Below are 16,282 nucleotides of genomic sequence, written 5' to 3'. Positions count from 1 at the left end.
GGACTGAGGAGTGAAGGAGCGAAGCGGATGAACGACGAGGGAAGTCACCGGGTAAGAGCGGCCGAACCGCGACGCGCCAGCGTCGCCAATAACAGGCCTGTGGTGTCGGGGAGTGAGCACCTGGAGGAGTTGCGCACCGATCCGATCGGGCTGATGCGGCGGGTGCGGGAGGAGTGCGGGGACGTCGGCGCGTTCGCGCTGGCGGGGCGGCCTGTCGTGCTGCTGTCCGGCGCGGAGGCCAACGAGTTCTTCTTCCGCTCCACGGAAGAGGACCTCGACCAGGCCGAGGCGTACCCGTTCATGAAACCGATCTTCGGGGAGGGCGTGGTGTTCGACGCCCCGCCCGAGCGGCGCAAGGAGATGCTGCACAACCAGGCGTTGCGGGCCACCATGATGCGCGAGCACGCCGAGACCATCGAGCGTGAGGTCAGGGAGCTGGTCGCGCTCTGGGGCGACGAGGGCGAGATCGACCTGCTCGACTGGTTCGCCGAGCTGACGATCTACACCTCTTCCTCGTGCCTGATCGGCCGGAGGTTCCGCGAGCAGCTCGACGTGCGGTTCGCGCGCCTCTACCACGATCTCGAGCGCGGCACCGACCCGATCGCGTTCGTGGACCCGTACGCCGACATCGAGTCGTTCCGCCGCCGCGACGAGGCCAGGGTGAAGCTCGTGGCGCTGGTCCAGGAGATCATGGACTCGCGCGGTCCCGCGGCGCGGGAGGACCGCGACCTGCTGGACGTGCTGCTCTCGGTCAGAAACGAGGACGGCACGCCGCGCTTCGGCGCCGACGAGGTCACCGGGATGTTCATCTCGATGATGTTCGCCGGGCACCACACCACCTCCGGCACCGCCGCCTGGACGCTCATCGAGCTGCTGCGCAACCCGGCGGTGCTGGCGGAGGTGACCGGGGAGCTGGACGCGCTGTACGCCGACGGCTCCACGGTGAGCTTCCAGGCGCTGCGCGAGATTCCGGTGCTGGAGTCGGCGATCAAGGAGGCGCTGCGGCTGCACCCGCCGCTGATCCTGCTCATGCGGGTGGCCAAGACAGCGCAGCGGGTGTGCGGGTACGACATCGAGCCCGGCGAGCTGGTGGCCGCCTCCCCCGCGATCTCCAACCGGCTGCCCGACGACTTCCCCGCGCCGGACGAGTTCCAGCCGGGGCGCTACGCGGAGCCGCGCCAGGAGGACCTGGTCAACCGGTGGACATGGATCCCGTTCGGGGCCGGCAGGCACCGCTGCGTGGGAGCCCAGTTCGCGATGGTCCAGCTGAAGGCGATCTTCTCGGTGCTGCTGCGGGACTGGGAGTTCGCGCCCGCCCAGCCGTTGGACAGCTACGAGAACGACCACAGCAAGATGGTCGTCCAGCTCCGGCAGCCCTGCGCGGTCCGCTACCGCAGGCGGGCCCGATGAGGGTCGTCCTGGATCCCGACCTGTGCCAGGGGCACGCCGAGTGCGAGTTCGCCGCCCCGGAGGTCTTCTCCGTGCCCAGACGCGGCGTGGTGGAGATTCGGCGAGACGCCCTGCCCGGCTCTCTGCCCGACACCCTGCTCGACGCGGTGCGCGAAGCCGTGCGGAACTGCCCGACCCGGGCCCTGCGACTGGAGGACTGATGTATCCCCGCGAAGAGCTGGACGAGATGGTCCGGCTGTGGCTGTCGTCCAACCGGGAGTGCGAGCGCCTCGGCGACTGGAGGCCGCTGGCCTCCCTCTACACCGAGGACGCCACCTACGGCTGGAACCTCGGGCCCGAGCTGGAGTTCATGGCCGTGGGCCGGCGGGAGATCCGCGACATCGCGCTCGGCCAGGAGATGGGTGGTCTCGACGGCTGGCGGTACCCGTACCAGAAGGTCCTCGTCGACGAGGTCGCCGGCGAGGTGGTCGGCTTCTGGAAGCAGGTCGCCGAGGCGACGCGCCCCGACGGCACGCCGTACGAGGTGGCGGGGATCGGCGGTTCGTGGTTCAGGTACGCCGGTGAGATGAAGTGGTCGTGGCAGCGCGACTGGTTCGACTTCGGCAACGCCACCGCGCTGTTCGTGGAGATGATCCAGGCGGGCGTGCTGACCGACGGCATGAAGCGCCGGATGGAGCGCGCCGGTGGCAGACCCGGCGGCTGGTACCGGCTGGGCGGCGCCCCCGTCGCTCTCTGGGACCGCCCGTGAGTCGCCGCCCCGGCCTGCCGCGCCGGACCACGACCGCTCGGGCCCGCCGGGTTCCGGAACGGGCCGCGCCGTCCTCCGATCGTGCGCCGGAGCGGGCTCCGGCCGTAAGGGGGCGGCGATGAGCGGCCGGTTCGCGAGCGTCAACCCCGCCACCGAGGAGGTGGTCGGCGAGGCCCTCGACGGGACGCCCGCCGACATGGACGCGGCGATCGGCGCGGCGCGGGAGGCGTTCGACGCCGGGGTGTGGTCCGCCGACCCGCGGCTGCGTGCCCGCTGCCTGCGCCAGCTGCGAGACGGGCTCGTCTCGCACGCCTCCGAACTGCGGGAGCTGACGGTGGCGGAGGCCGGCTGCCCGGTCTTCCTGACGTACGGCCCCCAGCTGGACGCCCCGGTGGCGGACCTGGGCTGGTTCGCCGACCTCGCCGAGTCCTACGAGTGGTCGCGGGATCTGGGGGTGGGCGCGCCGATGGGCATGACGTCGCGGCGTACCCTGCTGCGCGAGCCCGCCGGGGTGGTCGGCGCGATCACCCCGTGGAACTTCCCGCACCAGATCAACCTGGCCAAGCTGGGCCCGGCCCTGGCGGCGGGTAACACCGTGGTGCTCAAACCCGCCCCCGACACTCCCCTGGTGGCCGAGTTCATGGCGCGGATCGTCCACGAGGAGACGGACTTCCCGCCCGGCGTGCTGGGCGTCGTCACCTCCTCCTCGCACGCGCTCGGCGCCCAGCTGGTCGCCGACCCGCGGGTGGACCTGGTCTCGTTCACCGGTTCCACCGCGACGGGCCGCTCGGTGATGGCCTCGGCGGCGGCGACCGTGAAGCGGGTCTTCCTGGAGCTGGGCGGCAAGTCCGCCTACATCGTGCTGGAGGACGCGGACATCGGTTCGGCCGCGGCGATGGCGGCCTTCGCGGTGGCCACCCATGCCGGACAGGGGTGCGCGATCACGACCCGGCTGCTGCTCCCCCGGGAGCGGTTCGACGAGGGCGTGCACGCCGCGGCCAGGACGCTGGGCAGGCTGGGCGTGGGCGACCCCACCGACCCCGGGACCGTCTGCGGACCGGTGATCTCGGCCGCGCAGCGGGACCGGGTGGAGTCCTACCTGCGGCTGGCCGTGGACGAGGGCGGCGCGTTCGCCTGTGGCGGTGGGCGGCCGCCGGAGCGGGACAGGGGCTTCTGGATCGAGCCGACCCTCGTCGTCGGGGTGCCGAACTCCGCGAGGGTCGCCCAGGAGGAGATCTTCGGCCCCGTACTGGTGGCCGTGCCGCACGACGGGGACGACGACGCGGTGCGGATCGCCAACGACTCGCCGTACGGGTTGTCGGGCGCGGTGCACGGGGGCGACGAGGAGCGCGCGCTGGCGGTGGCCGGGCGGCTGCGGACCGGAACGGTCGGCGTCAACGGCGGGCAGTGGTACGGCGGGGACGTGCCGTTCGGCGGTTACAAGCAGTCGGGGGTCGGCCGGGAGATGGGCGTGCTCGGCTTCGAGGAGTACCTGGAGAGCAAGGTCGTCGCCACCCCTCACGGAGGTCAGTGATGCGTTTCGAGAACAGGGTGGCGATCGTCACCGGCGGCGCGCGAGGAATCGGCGAGGCCTACGTCCGCGCCCTGGCGGCCGAGGGCGCGAAGGTGGTGGTGGCCGACCTGGAGACCGAGCTGGGCGAGCGGGTGGCCGAGGACGTCGGCGGGGTGTTCGTCAGGACCGACGTGGCCGACCCCGAGTCGGCGAGGGCGATGGCCTCGGTGGCCAGGGAGCGTTTCGGCAGGCTCGACCACCTGGTCAACAACGCCGCGATCTACGGCGGGATGAGGCTGGACTTCCTGATCACCGTGGACTGGGACTACTACCGGAGGTTCATGGCGGTGAACCTGGACGGGGCGCTGAACTGCGTGCGCGCCTGCTATCCGCTGATGGGCGAGGGCGCCTCGATCGTCAACCAGTCGTCGACCGCCGCGTGGGTCTACTCCGGGTTCTACGGCCTGGCCAAGGTCGGCATCAACGGCCTGACCCAGCAGCTCGCCCACGAACTCGGCGGCATGGGCATCCGGGTCAACGCGATCGCCCCCGGCCCCACCGACACCGAGGCCACCCGGGCGGTGGTCCCCGAGGGCTACCGCAAGCAGATGGTCGGTGACCTGGCACTCAAGCGGCTCGGCCGGCCCGAGGACCTGACGGGGATGTGCTTGTTCCTGCTGTCGGAGGAGGCGGGCTGGATCACCGGGCAGATCTTCAACGTGGACGGCGGGCAGGTGATCCGGTCATGAGCGGCGCAACGTGGACGCAACCCCGATCGTGTGACCTTCGAATCAACGAGGGGGTTCTCCGTTGAGACTCGGATTCATCGGGCTGGGGCAGATGGGCGCGCCGATGGCCACGCACCTGGCCGGCTGGCCCGGCGGGCTGCTCGTGCACGACATCAGGGCCAAGGCGTGCGCACCGGTGGTGGAGAAGGGCGCGCGGGCCGTGCGGGACCCACTGGAGATCATGGCAGAGGCCGATCTGATCGAGGTGATGGTCCTCGACGACGAGCAGGTACGCCAGGTCGTGCGCGCCGGGCTGCCGGCCGCGAGGGCGGGCACGGTGATCGCCGTCCACTCGACGATCGCCCCGTCCACCGCCGAGGAACTGGCGGCCGAAGCCGAGCCGTATGGCGTGCACGTGGTGGACGCCCCGGTGAGCGGCGGCTTCATGGGCGCGCACCAGGGCAGGCTCGCGGTGTTCGTGGGCGGCCCGCAGGAGGCGGTCGAGCGGTGCGAGGAGCCGTTCGGGCGCTGGGCGGAGCTGGTGCTGCACGTCGGCCCCGCCGGGGCCGGCACCAGGGCGAAGCTGGCGCGCAACCTGCTGCACTTCGCGTCGTTCGCCGCGGCGGCGGAGGCGCAGCGGCTGGCCGAGTCGTGCGGGATCTCACTGAAGGCGCTGGCGCGGGCCGTCAAGCACTCGGACGCGATCACCGGCGGCCCGGGGGCGATCATGTTGAGGAAGACGACGGGACCTGTAACGCCGGACGATCCCTGGTACGACATATTGCTACATGTTAGGACTCTGGGGGAGAAAGACCTTACCCTCGCACTGGAACTGGCACGGGCCAGAGGGGTGGAGACCCCCCTGGCCGCCCTCGCCCTGGAACAGCTGGCCGACGGACTCGGAGTGCCCCATGAGCGATCACGCGGATGACACCACTCCTGACCGTCGGAGGCGCGGATTGGAGATCATGAAACAGGTCTACGGCTGGGATCACGTCGGGGACGGGCCGGGCGACTTCTTCGGGATGACCGTCGAGCACCTGTTCGCCGAGGTGTGGTCCAGGGAGGGGATCTCGACCCGCGACCGGCGGCTGCTGCTGGTCGGCCTGCTCGTCGGGCAGGGCATGGACGACGTCGTCGGGCTCCAGCTGGACGCGGCGCTGAGGACCGGTGACCTCACCCCCGACGAGCTGCGCGAGATCGTCATCTTCCTCACCCACTACGCCGGGTGGCCCCGGGGGGCCAAGCTCAACGGCCAGGTCGAGGAGCTGATCGCCCGCGTCATGAAGTCGTGACCCTCCGCGGGGCCGCGGACCCCGCGCCGGGAGGTCACAACCTCTCGACGTTGGGCCCGCGGCACCGGTTCCGGGTGTCGAGGACGAAGGTGCTCGCCCGCTGGACGAGCTCGTAGTCGAAGCGGTCGTGGTCGGTGAGGACCAGCACCACATCCGCCGCCGCCAGTTCCCGCTCCGAGAAGGCGACAACCTCGACGCCTTCCGGCAGCAGGAAGCAGTCCACATGCGGGTCCGCGGCCCGTACGTCCGCGCCCAGCTTGCGCAGGCCCCTGACCACGTCGATCGCGGGCGACTCGCGGCAGTCTCCGGCGTTCTTCTTGTACGCGAGGCCGAGCGCGAGCACCCGGCTGCCGTTGACCGGCTTGCGCAGGCGGTTCAGCGCGAGGCCGACCCGGCGCACGACCTGGTCCGGCATGTGGTCGTTGATGTCGTTGGCCAGCTCCACGAACTGGAAGTTGTGCCCCAGGCTGCGCTTGACCTTCCAGGACAGGTACGAGGGGTCGATCGGCAGGCAGTGCCCGCCGACCCCGGGCCCCGGGGTGAAGCGCAGGTAGCCGAACGGCTTGGTCGAGGCGGCGTCGATGGCCTCCCAGACGTCGATGCCGAGCTGCTGCGCGAAGATCGACAGCTCGTTCACCAGGGCGATGTTGACATGCCTGAAGGTGTTCTCCAGGAGCTTGCACAGCTCGGCCACCTGCGGCGAGGAGACCGGGACCACCTCGTCCACGATCCTCGCGTAGAACGCCCCGACCCTCTCCAGGGAGGCCCCGTCGATCCCGGAGACCACCTTCGGCGTGTTCTCCAGGCGCCAGCGCGCGTTGCCCGGGTCGATCCGCTCGGGACTGTAGCCCAGATGGAAGTCCTGCGGCGCCCGCAGTCCGGAGCCGTCCTCCAGCAGCGGCAGCAGGTACTCCTCGGTGGTCCCCGGGTAGGTGGTGGACTCCAGCACCACCGTGGCGCCCCGCCGCAGCAGCGGGGCGAGCGACTCCCCCGCCGCGCCGATGTGGCGCAGGTCCGGAACCCCCTCGCGCAGCGGCGTCGGCACGGTTATCACGCAGACGTCGAACCCCTCGGCCGCGGCGTAGTCGGTGTCGGCCAGGTAGCGCCCCGAGCGATGGGCCGCGGACAGCGTCTCGTCGCCGATGTCCTCGACGTAGGACTCCGCGGCGTTGAGCCGCTTGACCCTCCACTCGTCGACGTCGATGCCCACCACGTCGAACCCCGCCTCGACGGCCCGCATCGCGAGAGGCAGGCCGACATAACCCTGGCCGACCACAACCAGTTTCTCTCCCACGGCAGAACCCCCGTCGATTCAAGATGAGAACACCACCTCGACTGTAGGAGTCCCGCTTCCCGCATCTCCGGTCCCGCCTCCGTCCGGGCGTGTCGCCTGGAGTCCGACACCGCTCGGGAACGGTGAACAGCGCCTTACCGACCAGGGCCTGTCCGGTAAGGGGTGACCTGAGGTCGATCGACCCTGCCGGAAGGTCGCAAACAGCGAGAACGGCAGCGGCCTTCGCGCCGCGGCTCCCGACCGGGGGATCAAGATCCGCTCCATCGGGAGCGGCGGATATCCCGAAAAGAACGAAAACCATTTTAATCCTAAATCACACCCCAAAGTAGCGGCGAGTAAATTTTCCATCGGTCACATATCAAGGTGCACCCTTTCCGGTTGCGCGCAAGCTCGCACACGCAGCCCGCTAAGGCACAGTCGTCAGCGTGCCACTTGACCGCTTTCCCCGGAAAGCAATATTTCCGCCTTTCCGCTCAGCATTGACATTTAGCCACATCTTATGATTAATGCAATAAATCATATATAGGCCCGATAAAATCTCAAATTTCATTCATGACGGGCCGCAGGCGACGGACAGCACCGGACGCCTGGCGCAGCACGAGATCAGCGAGGAGTTGTGTCGTATGTCCAAACCCATCCGTGACGCGCTCGGCCAGTCGGCCGGCGCGACCACGATCGACGCCAGAGGCTCTCGGAGCCTGCCGCCCTTCCGAATCCACCCGCGAAATACCGCCCGCGTCCTGCTGAAGGTGGCCGTGGCGGTCGTCCTCGCGATGGGCGCGCTCATCGGCACCCCCGGCAGCGCGAGCGCGGCCGATCCGGTGAACCTCGGTGACGCCGCGTCGTTCGGGGTGCTGGCCGGAGTCTCGATCACCAATGTGAACTCCACGACGATCACCGGCGACCTGGGGGTGAGCTCGGGAACCTCGGTGGTCGGCTTCCCACCCGGCATGGTCTCCGGTTCCAAACAGATAGGGAACGCCACCGCGGCAGAGGCCAAGGCCGACGCGGTCGGCGCCTACAACGACGCCGCCGGGCGCACGCCCGACGCCACGGTGCCCGCCCAGTTGGGCGGGACGACCAGGGGGCCCGGCGTCTACAACTCCGTCAGCGGCAGCTTCTCGATCGGCGGGACCCTCACCCTCGACGCGCAGGGCAACCCGGACGCCGTCTTCATCTTCCAGGCGTCCACCCTGGACACGGTGAACGTCGGCAACATCAGCCTCCAGCGCGGAGCCCAGGCCGACAACCTCTTCTGGCAGATCAGCGGCTCGGCGACGCTGGGCACGTACTGCACCTTCCGCGGCAACCTCATGGCGCAGGGCACGGTCACGATCGGCAGCGGCGCCAACGTCGATGGCCGTGTCTTCGCGCTCAACAACACGATCTCCATCCAGGGCACCACCAGCCTGCCGCGCACCCGCGTCACCGTGCCGAACGATCCGCCGACCACCACGACCCTGACCTCCTCGGCCGATCCGGCGTGGAAGGGCGACCCGGTCACCCTGACGGCGACCGTGAACGCGGTCAGCGGCACCGTCGTGCCCGCCGGCGAGGTGGTCTTCAAGGACGGCTCGACGGTCCTCGGCTCGGCCTTCCAGAACGAAAGCACTACCGCCAGGATCACGGTCCCCAATCTCTCCGGAGGAGATCACAGCATCGTCGCCGTCTACCTCGGGGGTGACACCTTCGACCACGAAGCCCTGATCCACTTCGCCCCGAGCACGTCACAGCCCATCATCCAGACCATGTCGGACAGCCTGTGGGACAACGCCGGGGTGCCCGCGACCGCCTCGCAGCCCGACACCCAGGGGGTCACCCTCGGCGTCAAGTTCAAGGCCGCGACGAGCGGAACCGCGACCGGGATCCGGTTCTACAAGGGCGCCCAGAACACCGGCACCCACATCGGCAGCCTGTGGACCAGCGGCGGCACCCTGCTGGCCAGCGCCACCTTCACCGGCGAGACCGCCAGCGGCTGGCAGGAGGTGAGCTTCTCGACCCCGGTGGCGATCACCTCCGGCACCACCTACATCGCCTCGTACTTCGCTCCCGCCGGCCGCTACGCGACGACCCGCCCCTACTTCGTCTCCCAGTACGTCAACGGTCTGCTCTCCGCCCTCGCCGACGGCGCCGAGGGCGGCAACGGTGTCTACGGCTACGGGGCGGCGAACACCTTCCCCACGAACAGCTACCAGGCGACGAACTACTGGGTGGACGTCGTGTTCGTCCCGTCGGACAGCCTGTGGGACAAGGTGGCGGTGCCCGCCGTCCCGTCGCAGTCCGATCCGCAAGGGGTCGTCCTCGGTGTCAAGTTCAAGGCGGCGACGGACGGGAAGGTGAGCGGGATCCGGTTCTACAAGGGCGCCCAGAACAACGGCGTCCACACCGCCAGCCTGTGGGGGAGCGACGGCGCACTCCTGGCCAGCGCCGTCTTCGCAGGCGAGACCGCCACCGGCTGGCAGCAGGTCAACTTCCCGCAGCCCGTCGACGTCACCGGCGGCACCACCTACATCGCCTCCTACCACACCACGTCCGGCAACTACTCGATGAACCGCCCGTACTTCACCACCCAGTACGTCAACGGCGCTCTCACCGCCCTGGCCGACGGCGCCGCAGGCGGCAACGGTGTCTACACCTACAACGCGAGCAACATCTTCCCGACGAACACCTACCAGGCGACGAACTACTGGGTCGACCCGATCTTCCACAACTGACGCGGCGCTCCCGCGACCGGTGCCCTCGTGGCACCGGTCCGGGGCCAGGGCGGGTCAGGGCGTCCGCTCCCTGAGCGGACGCCACCGCCGGGGGCGTCCCGGCACCGCCGGATCACCTCGGCCGGACCGTCCCCGCGCGGCTGGTGAGTGCGGGTCACCCGGAGGCCGGACCCGTGGGCACCGTGGTGCGCGCGGCAGAGCACGTCGTGCCCGCCCCCGGCCATCGGGTGGGGCGGGTTCGGCGACGGACCAGGACTCTCATCCGCGCACCTGGATCCTGCTGTGATCGCCCACCATGAGCTCGTGGGTGTTGGACACGCCCACCGCGCGGTTGACCTCCACATTGCGCCCGATCAGGGAGTGCGCGATGCGCGAGACGCCCTGTACCGAGGAGCCGTCGAGCACGATGGAGTATTCGATCTCGGCGTTGCCGACCAGGCAGCCGGAACCGATCGAGGTGAAGGGGCCGACGTAGGAGGAGAGAATCTTGGTGTCCGCACCGATCACGATCGGACCGCGCAGGATCGAGTTCTCCACCACCGCGCCCTCCTCGACGACGACCCGCCCGGTGATCTCGCTCAGATCGTCCACGGTGCCCCTGATGGCGGGCTCGACGCGTTCGAGGACGATGCGGTTGCACTCCAGCATGTCCTGGAGGCGTCCGGTGTCCTTCCAGTAGCCGCTGACGAGGTGCGAGTGGACCCGGAAGCCGTTGGCGACGAGCCACGCGACGGCGTCAGTGATCTCCAGCTCGCCGCGCGCCGACGGGGTGATCGCCCGTACCGCCTGGTGGATCGCCGGGGAGAAGATGTAGACCCCGACGATCGCGAGGTCGCTGCGCGGATGCTCGGGCTTCTCCTCCAGCCCGATGATCTCGCCCTGCGGCCCGAGCTCGGCCACCCCGTAGAACTGCGGTTCGGCGACCCTGGTGAGCAGGATCTGCGCGTCGTGGTCGCTCTCGCGGAAGGCGTCCACCAGACCGGTGATGCCGTCCACCAGGAAGTTGTCCCCCAGGTACATCACGAACGGCTCGTCGGCGAGGAACTCTCCGGCGATCAGGACGCAGTGCGCCAGCCCCAGGGGAGCCTCCTGGGGGATGTACGTGACGTCCAGCCCGAACCGCGAGCCGTCGCCCACGGCGGCCCGGATCTCGTGGCCCGTGTCGCCGACGACGATGCCCACGCCGGTGATGCCGGCCTGCCGGATCGCCTCAAGTCCGTAGTAGAGCACCGGCTTGTTGGCCACCGGGACCAGTTGTTTCGCCGAGGTATGGGTCAGCGGGCGCAACCTCGTCCCCTTGCCGCCCGCCAGAACGAGTGCCTTCAACGTTCTTTTAGTCCTTCCACGAAGAACACATGACCGTGCGCCATATTTCCGCCGAAGTTTACTGGGAACCGGAATCAGCGTTTCCGCACCGGCTCGCCTCTTTACCGAAGAGCGCATGGCATGTTGCCGATTTCACACTTTTCCTCGATCAGAGAACACCCAGGCCCGGTTTATCGCATAACTCAGCGGTGGACTCGTCACTATCACCACCCCCTGGGCCACCATGATCGGGATCCCGGCGAACTCCACCAGGAGCGGGACACCGATGACGGACGCCGCGAGGAAGCTCAGACCGACCAGGTAGAAGCGCAGGTAGCCGGTGAGCCAGGGGTCCCCGGAACCGCGGAAGACCACCAGCCTGTACCCGGGGTAGACGATCACCACGGTCGTCAAATGACTGACCACGACCAGGAAAAGATAAGGGACGCGATCTTCAGCAACCATTAATCCCAGGCCAAGGAGACCACAATAGACCATGGCCGTCACGGCGCCGGCGAGCAGGTATGTGATGCGGTGGCCACCAAAGGCCGAGATCGCAGCCAGCCGCCCGAAAAGCGAATTCTTGCCATCGGCGGCTCTGCCTTCAACTTCAACCATGCGACGGGCGCTCCGGGTCGTGATCCGACAGTGGGGTTGAAAAAGGATTGTAGTGGGTGGCGAAAAACAATCGGGGGATTAATGTCGGTGTCGGTGGTTATTCCGTGTTACCGCTCCGCGCGGACCCTCCCGGCGCTGGTGGACAGGCTCGTGCCGGTCCTTCGGGGCCTGTCCGTCCAGCACGAGGTGATACTCGTCGTCGACGGAAGCCCGGACGACACCTGGGAGACCGCCGTCGAGCTGGCCCGCCGGTTCGACGCCGTCCGGGCGATCCGGCTGTCCCGGAACTACGGGCAGCACAACGCGCTGGTCGCCGGCATCAGGGAGGCGGTCTTCGAGGTCATCGTCACCATGGACGACGACCTGCAGCATCCGCCCGAGCAGATCCCCCTCCTGCTGGCCACCCTCGAAGGCGACCGCCTCGACCTCGTGTACGGCATCCCGCACCACGAGGAGCACGGGTTCCTGCGGAGTCTCGCGTCCCGGTCCGTCAAGGCCGCCATGGCCGGCGCGCTGGGCATCCGCACCGCGCGTACGATCAGCGCCTTCCGTGCCCTGCGCACGCAGACGCGCGACGGTTTCACCGACCTGTCCGGGCCGCACGCGTCGATCGACGTGGCCCTGTCATGGGCCACCACACAGGTGGGCTCCGTCGGCGTGCACATGAACGAACGCGACCACGGGCGATCGAACTACACGCCGCGCCTGCTGATCGGGCATGCGATGAACATGCTCCTCGGCTACAGCACGGCTCCGCTCCGCGCGGCGAGCTACCTCGGGTTCCTGGTCGGCATGATCGGCCTGCTGCTGGGGGGCGCCGTCCTGTGGCGTTTCGCCGCGGGCGACACCACGGTGGCCGGATTCACCACCATCGCCTCGATGGTCGCGCTCTTCTCGTCCGCCCAGTTGGTGTCCATCGGACTCCTCGGTGAGTACATCGGCCGCATTCACGGAAACGGCATGGGCCGCCCGACATACGTGGTGCGCGAGCGTGTCGGGTCGTCCGCCGTCACTCTTCCCCCGCGATCCGGCGGTCCCGGCCTTCCCGCGCGTACGGGAGCCGGTCCCGGACCAGATGAACGGTGAGGAGGGTCTGGACCGGCTCGAATCCGTACCTCGCCCATGCCCGCTGCACCCGCGTGTTGTGCCCCTGGGTGGAGATGACGAGTTCCGTCGCGCCACGCGCCAGCGCGCGGTGCTCGACGGCCCTGAGCAGGTGGGCGTAGCGGCCACGCCCCTGCGAGCCGGAGATCACCCCGGCCAGCAGGATCTCCGTCCGGGAACCTTCCTCCTCCAGCGTGGCCAGCCCGAGCACGCGCGGACTCTCCGCTCCCGCGCCTCGATCCTCCAACGCCAGGCACCTCCCCTCGGCGCAGGATCTTTGTGCCCACTCCTGATAGCCCGCCAGTGCCCCGGCGGCGTCGAACAGCGGATTGGCCAGGTAGTGGTTCCCGTACGCGCCGAAGATGTCGGAGACCAGCGCCTTCACCGCGGTGGGGTCGACCAGCTCCGACGTCCGCAGGTCAGGCGACGGAGCGGGCTCGCGCCCCTCCCCCGCGCGCAGCCGCCAGTACACGAGGGAGTCCGCGAACACGGCGGTCCTGCCGAAAGCGGTCAGCTTCGCGAACCAGTCGACGTGTTCGGCCGGGTACCGGAGCACGACGACGTCCGCGGCCGATCCCAGGAGCGCCTCGGCGACCGTGGAGAACGGTGTCCCGGACTCCGCGGGGACGGTGAGCCGCTCCACGGAGCATCCGAATCGGGCCGATTCCAACGGTGACTCCACGGCCCGTACGGCCCGCGACCCGATCACGTCGCACCAGGCCATCAGCTCACCTCGTAGGACCGGACGGCGTCGATCACCCGTGCCACGCCGGCCTCGTCCAGATCGGCGAAGAGCGGCAGCCGGACGAGCCGGTCGGCGACCCTCTCCGTGACCGGGCAGCCGCCGGGGGCCACCCGGCCGAACCGCACCCCCGCCGGTGCGGCGTGCAGCGGCTGGTAGTGGAACGTCGCCTGCACGCCTCTCCGCCGGAGGTGGCCGATGAAGGCCTGCCGGCTCGCCATATCCGGAAGCAGCAGGTAGTACAGGTGCGCCGGATGCGCGCAGCCGTCAGGGATCGCCGGCTGGGCGATCCCGTTCCTGACCGTCCAGTCCGCCAGGCCCTCGTGGTATCGCCGCCAGACGGCGTGGCGCCGATGCTGGATCTCGTGGAACGACTCCAGCTGGGAGGTCAGTTGCGAGGCCAGGACGTCGGACAGCAGGTAGCTGGAGCCGATGTCGACCCACCGGTACTTGTCCACCTGGCCGCGGAAGAACCGGCTGCGGTCGGTGCCCTTCTCCCTGATGACCTCGGCACGCGCGACGAGATCCGCGTCGTTCAGGAGCAGCGCGCCGCCCTCCCCGCACTGCACGTTCTTCGTCTCGTGGAAGCTCTGCGCGGCCATGCTGCCGAACGATCCGAGCGGCCGGCCCCGATAGGACCCGCCCAGGCCATGGGCGTTGTCCTCGATGAGGGCGAGGCCGTGGCGGTCGCAGAGTTCGGCGATCTCCTCCATCGCGCACGCGATGCCCGCGTAGTGGACGACCACCACCGCCCGCGTGCGATCGGTGATCGCGGCTTCGATCAGCCGCTCGTCGATGTTGAGCGTGTCGGGCCTGCAGTCGACGAAGACCGGGACCGCTCCGCGCAGCGCGTAGGCGTTCGCCGTCGACACGAAGGTGAACGACGGCATGATCACCTCATCGCCGGCCTGGAGATCCAGCAGGATCGCCGACATCTCCAGCGCATGCGTGCAGGAGGTGGTCAGCAGCGCCTGGCCCGCCCCGGTGATCTTGACAAGGAGCTCGGCGGCCCGCCGGGTGAACGGCCCGTCTCCGCAGGTGGATCGCCGTCGCACGGCCTCCCCCAGGTAATCCAGCTCGTTCACCGAGATGTGCGTCCGGTTGAAGGGGATCGTCTTCAGATCGGTTACGTTCACCGCCGAAGTGAACAACGAGGAGACCGTACGACACGCGTTGCGCCGTCCTTCCTTGGCGATCCATTACGCAAGCCTTAGGTCACCCCACCTTGTCCGCAATCCGGTAGACGGCGCAGTCGCCGGAGCGGAACCGGAGTTCCGCGAAGTCCCCGATCCTGGAGGTCTGGCCGGTGTGGCGCTCGTCGACGAAGAGCCAGCGCACCCCGTAGCGCTCGCGCAGCCGCCGGATCGCGGTCGCCGAGGGCGCCCGGAAGGCGGCGTCGTTGAGGGCGAGCCGCTCACCGTCCCAGAACGGCAGGTACTCCGGCGGGAAACCCGGTCGCCAGTGGCTCATGTTCGCGGCGGTGTAGGTCCAGCCCTCGGCCAGCACCCGCCGCTCGGACAGGGCGGCCACCCAGAACTGGCGGGTGTCGCACGGATCCTCGTATCCCCAGCGGCAGTGCGCGTCCGTGGCCACCAGGTCGTCCGGATCCGAGTGGGCGCGCAACCACCGGCCGGCCTCCAGGGCACCCAGCGGAACCGCCTGCACCGCCACCGGCGGGACCTCCGCGAACGTCCGGGTCCCCGGGGGGCCTTCACCGACCGGGAGAACGCGTGCGAACCAGGCGGCGGGCGGCCCGACGGCCGCGAGCATGACGAGTGCGAAGGCCCAGGCCCGGAGGCCACCGCGCCCGGTCACCACCAGCACTACGGCCACCAGCACCGCGAGGGCCAGCAGCACCGCATAGGGCAGGTACAGCACGGTGTCCGGCTGCCCCGGCCTCAGGGGGGTCCGGACATCGCACAGCACGCGGATCAGGCAGGCCGTCATCACCCCGGCACCGACCGCGCACCCGACCGTGGTGAACCGTACCCGTGCGAGCCGCACGATGACGGAGAGCCCGTAGGCCGTGACGATCATCAGATAGGGGTAGCCCGCGCCGAAGAAGTAGAGCTGGCCAAGGTGGGGGTGCCCGAGCAGGAGCACCGCGGCGACGCACGCGGCGCCCATGCCGAGCAGGAGGATCACCGCCGGTCGCAGGAGCAGTCTCGGCCTGCACAGCAGCCCGAGGATCCCGCACCACGTGACGACCAGGCAGAGCACGTACAGCACGGTGACACCGAGCACCGACAGCGTCGGCGGCTCGACCGCGCCGACGTGACCGCTCAGCTCTCCCCAGGTCCGGCGCAACAGGGAGAGAGGGTCGACCATCATCCCCTGCCGTGCACCGCCGAACAGTGTCACCTGCGCGAAGAGGAAGCAGGCCACGGTCATCCCGAGCGCGGTGAGCGCGGGCCACGGCGCCCGGCGCCACCTGATCACCTCCACTCCGGCGACGGCGGCCAGTCCCGCGGCGAGCGGAGGCAGATGGGTGGCCTTGGCACCCATGACGGCCATGACGAACACGCCGAGCAGGAGCCACCTGCCGAGGTCGCGTCTCCGCCTTTCGAGAAGGTCGACGAGCAGCAGGACGACCGGGGCGAACAGGAGGGCTCCGAAGGTCTGGGTGGGCCCCGTCCAGGACTGGAAGCCCCTCCAGGTGAACATCCCGATGTTCACCCCCAGGTAGAGGTTCGGGGCGGTCATGAACAAGGTGCCCGCGATGGCCAGGAGTGCGGCGGGGCGGGAGCCGGTGAGACGGCGGGCGATCATGGACAGCAGGACGATCAGGGCGAACATCATGGGCAGCATGCC

At 69.4% G+C, this 16,282-nt stretch carries 15 protein-coding genes; 9 read left to right on the top strand and 6 right to left on the bottom strand.

The window, feature by feature from the left end:
• Window positions 1–27 precede the first annotated feature (27 nt).
• From ABZU75_RS25850 to ABZU75_RS25820, 7 genes are all read left to right on the top strand, one after another.
• Window positions 28–1,410 carry a cytochrome P450 gene (locus ABZU75_RS25850; protein WP_355559138.1) on the top strand — a complete coding sequence of 461 codons (1,383 nt, stop codon included), beginning with the start codon at window positions 28–30 and terminating at the stop codon, window positions 1,408–1,410.
• Window positions 1,407–1,610: a ferredoxin gene (locus ABZU75_RS25845; protein ID WP_355559135.1), complete on the top strand. Its 204-nt coding sequence runs from the start codon at window positions 1,407–1,409 to the stop codon at window positions 1,608–1,610. The genes ABZU75_RS25850 and ABZU75_RS25845 overlap by 4 nt, the downstream gene beginning before the upstream one ends.
• A complete protein-coding gene (locus tag ABZU75_RS25840) occupies window positions 1,610–2,158 on the top strand; it encodes a hypothetical protein (protein WP_355559132.1) in 549 nt (182 codons plus the stop codon). The genes ABZU75_RS25845 and ABZU75_RS25840 overlap by 1 nt, the downstream gene beginning before the upstream one ends.
• Entirely contained in the window at window positions 2,094–3,692 is a 1,599-nt protein-coding gene (locus tag ABZU75_RS25835; RefSeq protein ID WP_355559129.1) for an aldehyde dehydrogenase, read from the top strand. Before ABZU75_RS25840 ends, ABZU75_RS25835 begins: the two co-directional genes overlap by 65 nt.
• Window positions 3,692–4,420 carry an SDR family oxidoreductase gene (locus ABZU75_RS25830; protein WP_355559126.1) on the top strand — a complete coding sequence of 243 codons (729 nt, stop codon included), beginning with the start codon at window positions 3,692–3,694 and terminating at the stop codon, window positions 4,418–4,420. Before ABZU75_RS25835 ends, ABZU75_RS25830 begins: the two co-directional genes overlap by 1 nt.
• A 61-nt stretch (window positions 4,421–4,481) precedes the next feature.
• A complete protein-coding gene (locus ABZU75_RS25825) occupies window positions 4,482–5,330 on the top strand; it encodes an NAD(P)-dependent oxidoreductase (protein WP_355559123.1) in 849 nt (282 codons plus the stop codon).
• 37 nt (window positions 5,331–5,367) lie between these two features.
• Window positions 5,368–5,694 carry a carboxymuconolactone decarboxylase family protein gene (locus tag ABZU75_RS25820; protein ID WP_245651864.1) on the top strand — a complete coding sequence of 109 codons (327 nt, stop codon included), beginning with the start codon at window positions 5,368–5,370 and terminating at the stop codon, window positions 5,692–5,694.
• Between the two features lie 34 nt (window positions 5,695–5,728).
• Here ABZU75_RS25820 and ABZU75_RS25815 read toward each other — a convergent pair whose 3' ends face one another.
• Entirely contained in the window at window positions 5,729–6,988 is a 1,260-nt protein-coding gene (locus ABZU75_RS25815; RefSeq protein ID WP_355559118.1) for a nucleotide sugar dehydrogenase, read from the bottom strand.
• A gap of 623 nt (window positions 6,989–7,611) precedes the next feature.
• On the opposite strand from ABZU75_RS25815, the gene ABZU75_RS25810 reads away from it, so the two are divergent.
• Window positions 7,612–9,702, top strand: a complete 2,091-nt coding sequence (locus tag ABZU75_RS25810; protein ID WP_355559115.1) for a DUF4082 domain-containing protein — start codon at window positions 7,612–7,614, stop codon at window positions 9,700–9,702.
• A 258-nt stretch (window positions 9,703–9,960) separates the two neighbouring features.
• Here ABZU75_RS25810 and ABZU75_RS25805 read toward each other — a convergent pair whose 3' ends face one another.
• Both ABZU75_RS25805 and ABZU75_RS25800 read right to left on the bottom strand, forming a co-directional pair.
• The gene (locus ABZU75_RS25805; protein WP_355559111.1) at window positions 9,961–11,028 is read right to left on the bottom strand and encodes a glucose-1-phosphate thymidylyltransferase; all 1,068 of its coding nucleotides are present in this window, start codon (window positions 11,026–11,028) and stop codon (window positions 9,961–9,963) included.
• Window positions 11,029–11,160: 132 nt separating this feature from the next.
• Window positions 11,161–11,625: a GtrA family protein gene (locus ABZU75_RS25800; RefSeq protein ID WP_355559108.1), complete on the bottom strand. Its 465-nt coding sequence runs from the start codon at window positions 11,623–11,625 to the stop codon at window positions 11,161–11,163.
• Between the two features lie 93 nt (window positions 11,626–11,718).
• Here ABZU75_RS25800 and ABZU75_RS25795 point away from each other — a divergent pair, with 93 nt between their 5' ends.
• Entirely contained in the window at window positions 11,719–12,711 is a 993-nt protein-coding gene (locus ABZU75_RS25795) for a glycosyltransferase family 2 protein (protein ID WP_355559105.1), read from the top strand.
• On the opposite strand, the gene ABZU75_RS25790 is transcribed toward ABZU75_RS25795, so the two are convergent.
• The 3 genes from ABZU75_RS25790 to ABZU75_RS25780 all read right to left on the bottom strand — a co-directional run.
• Window positions 12,635–13,453 carry a GNAT family N-acetyltransferase gene (locus tag ABZU75_RS25790; protein ID WP_355559103.1) on the bottom strand — a complete coding sequence of 273 codons (819 nt, stop codon included), beginning with the start codon at window positions 13,451–13,453 and terminating at the stop codon, window positions 12,635–12,637. The two genes, ABZU75_RS25795 and ABZU75_RS25790, sit on opposite strands and share 77 nt — an antisense overlap.
• Entirely contained in the window at window positions 13,453–14,607 is a 1,155-nt protein-coding gene (gene rffA, locus ABZU75_RS25785) for a dTDP-4-amino-4,6-dideoxygalactose transaminase (protein ID WP_355559100.1), read from the bottom strand. The genes ABZU75_RS25790 and rffA overlap by 1 nt, the downstream gene beginning before the upstream one ends.
• 79 nt (window positions 14,608–14,686) lie before the next feature.
• Window positions 14,687–16,282 (bottom strand): hypothetical protein (locus ABZU75_RS25780; RefSeq protein WP_355559098.1); only part of this gene is annotated, 1,596 nt, incomplete at its 5' end.

Origin of the sequence: Streptosporangium sp. NPDC005286 (assembly GCF_040607515.1) — a bacterium.
Taxonomy (GTDB): domain Bacteria; phylum Actinomycetota; class Actinomycetes; order Streptosporangiales; family Streptosporangiaceae; genus Streptosporangium.
This window is presented reverse-complemented; position numbering and strand designations above follow the sequence as displayed.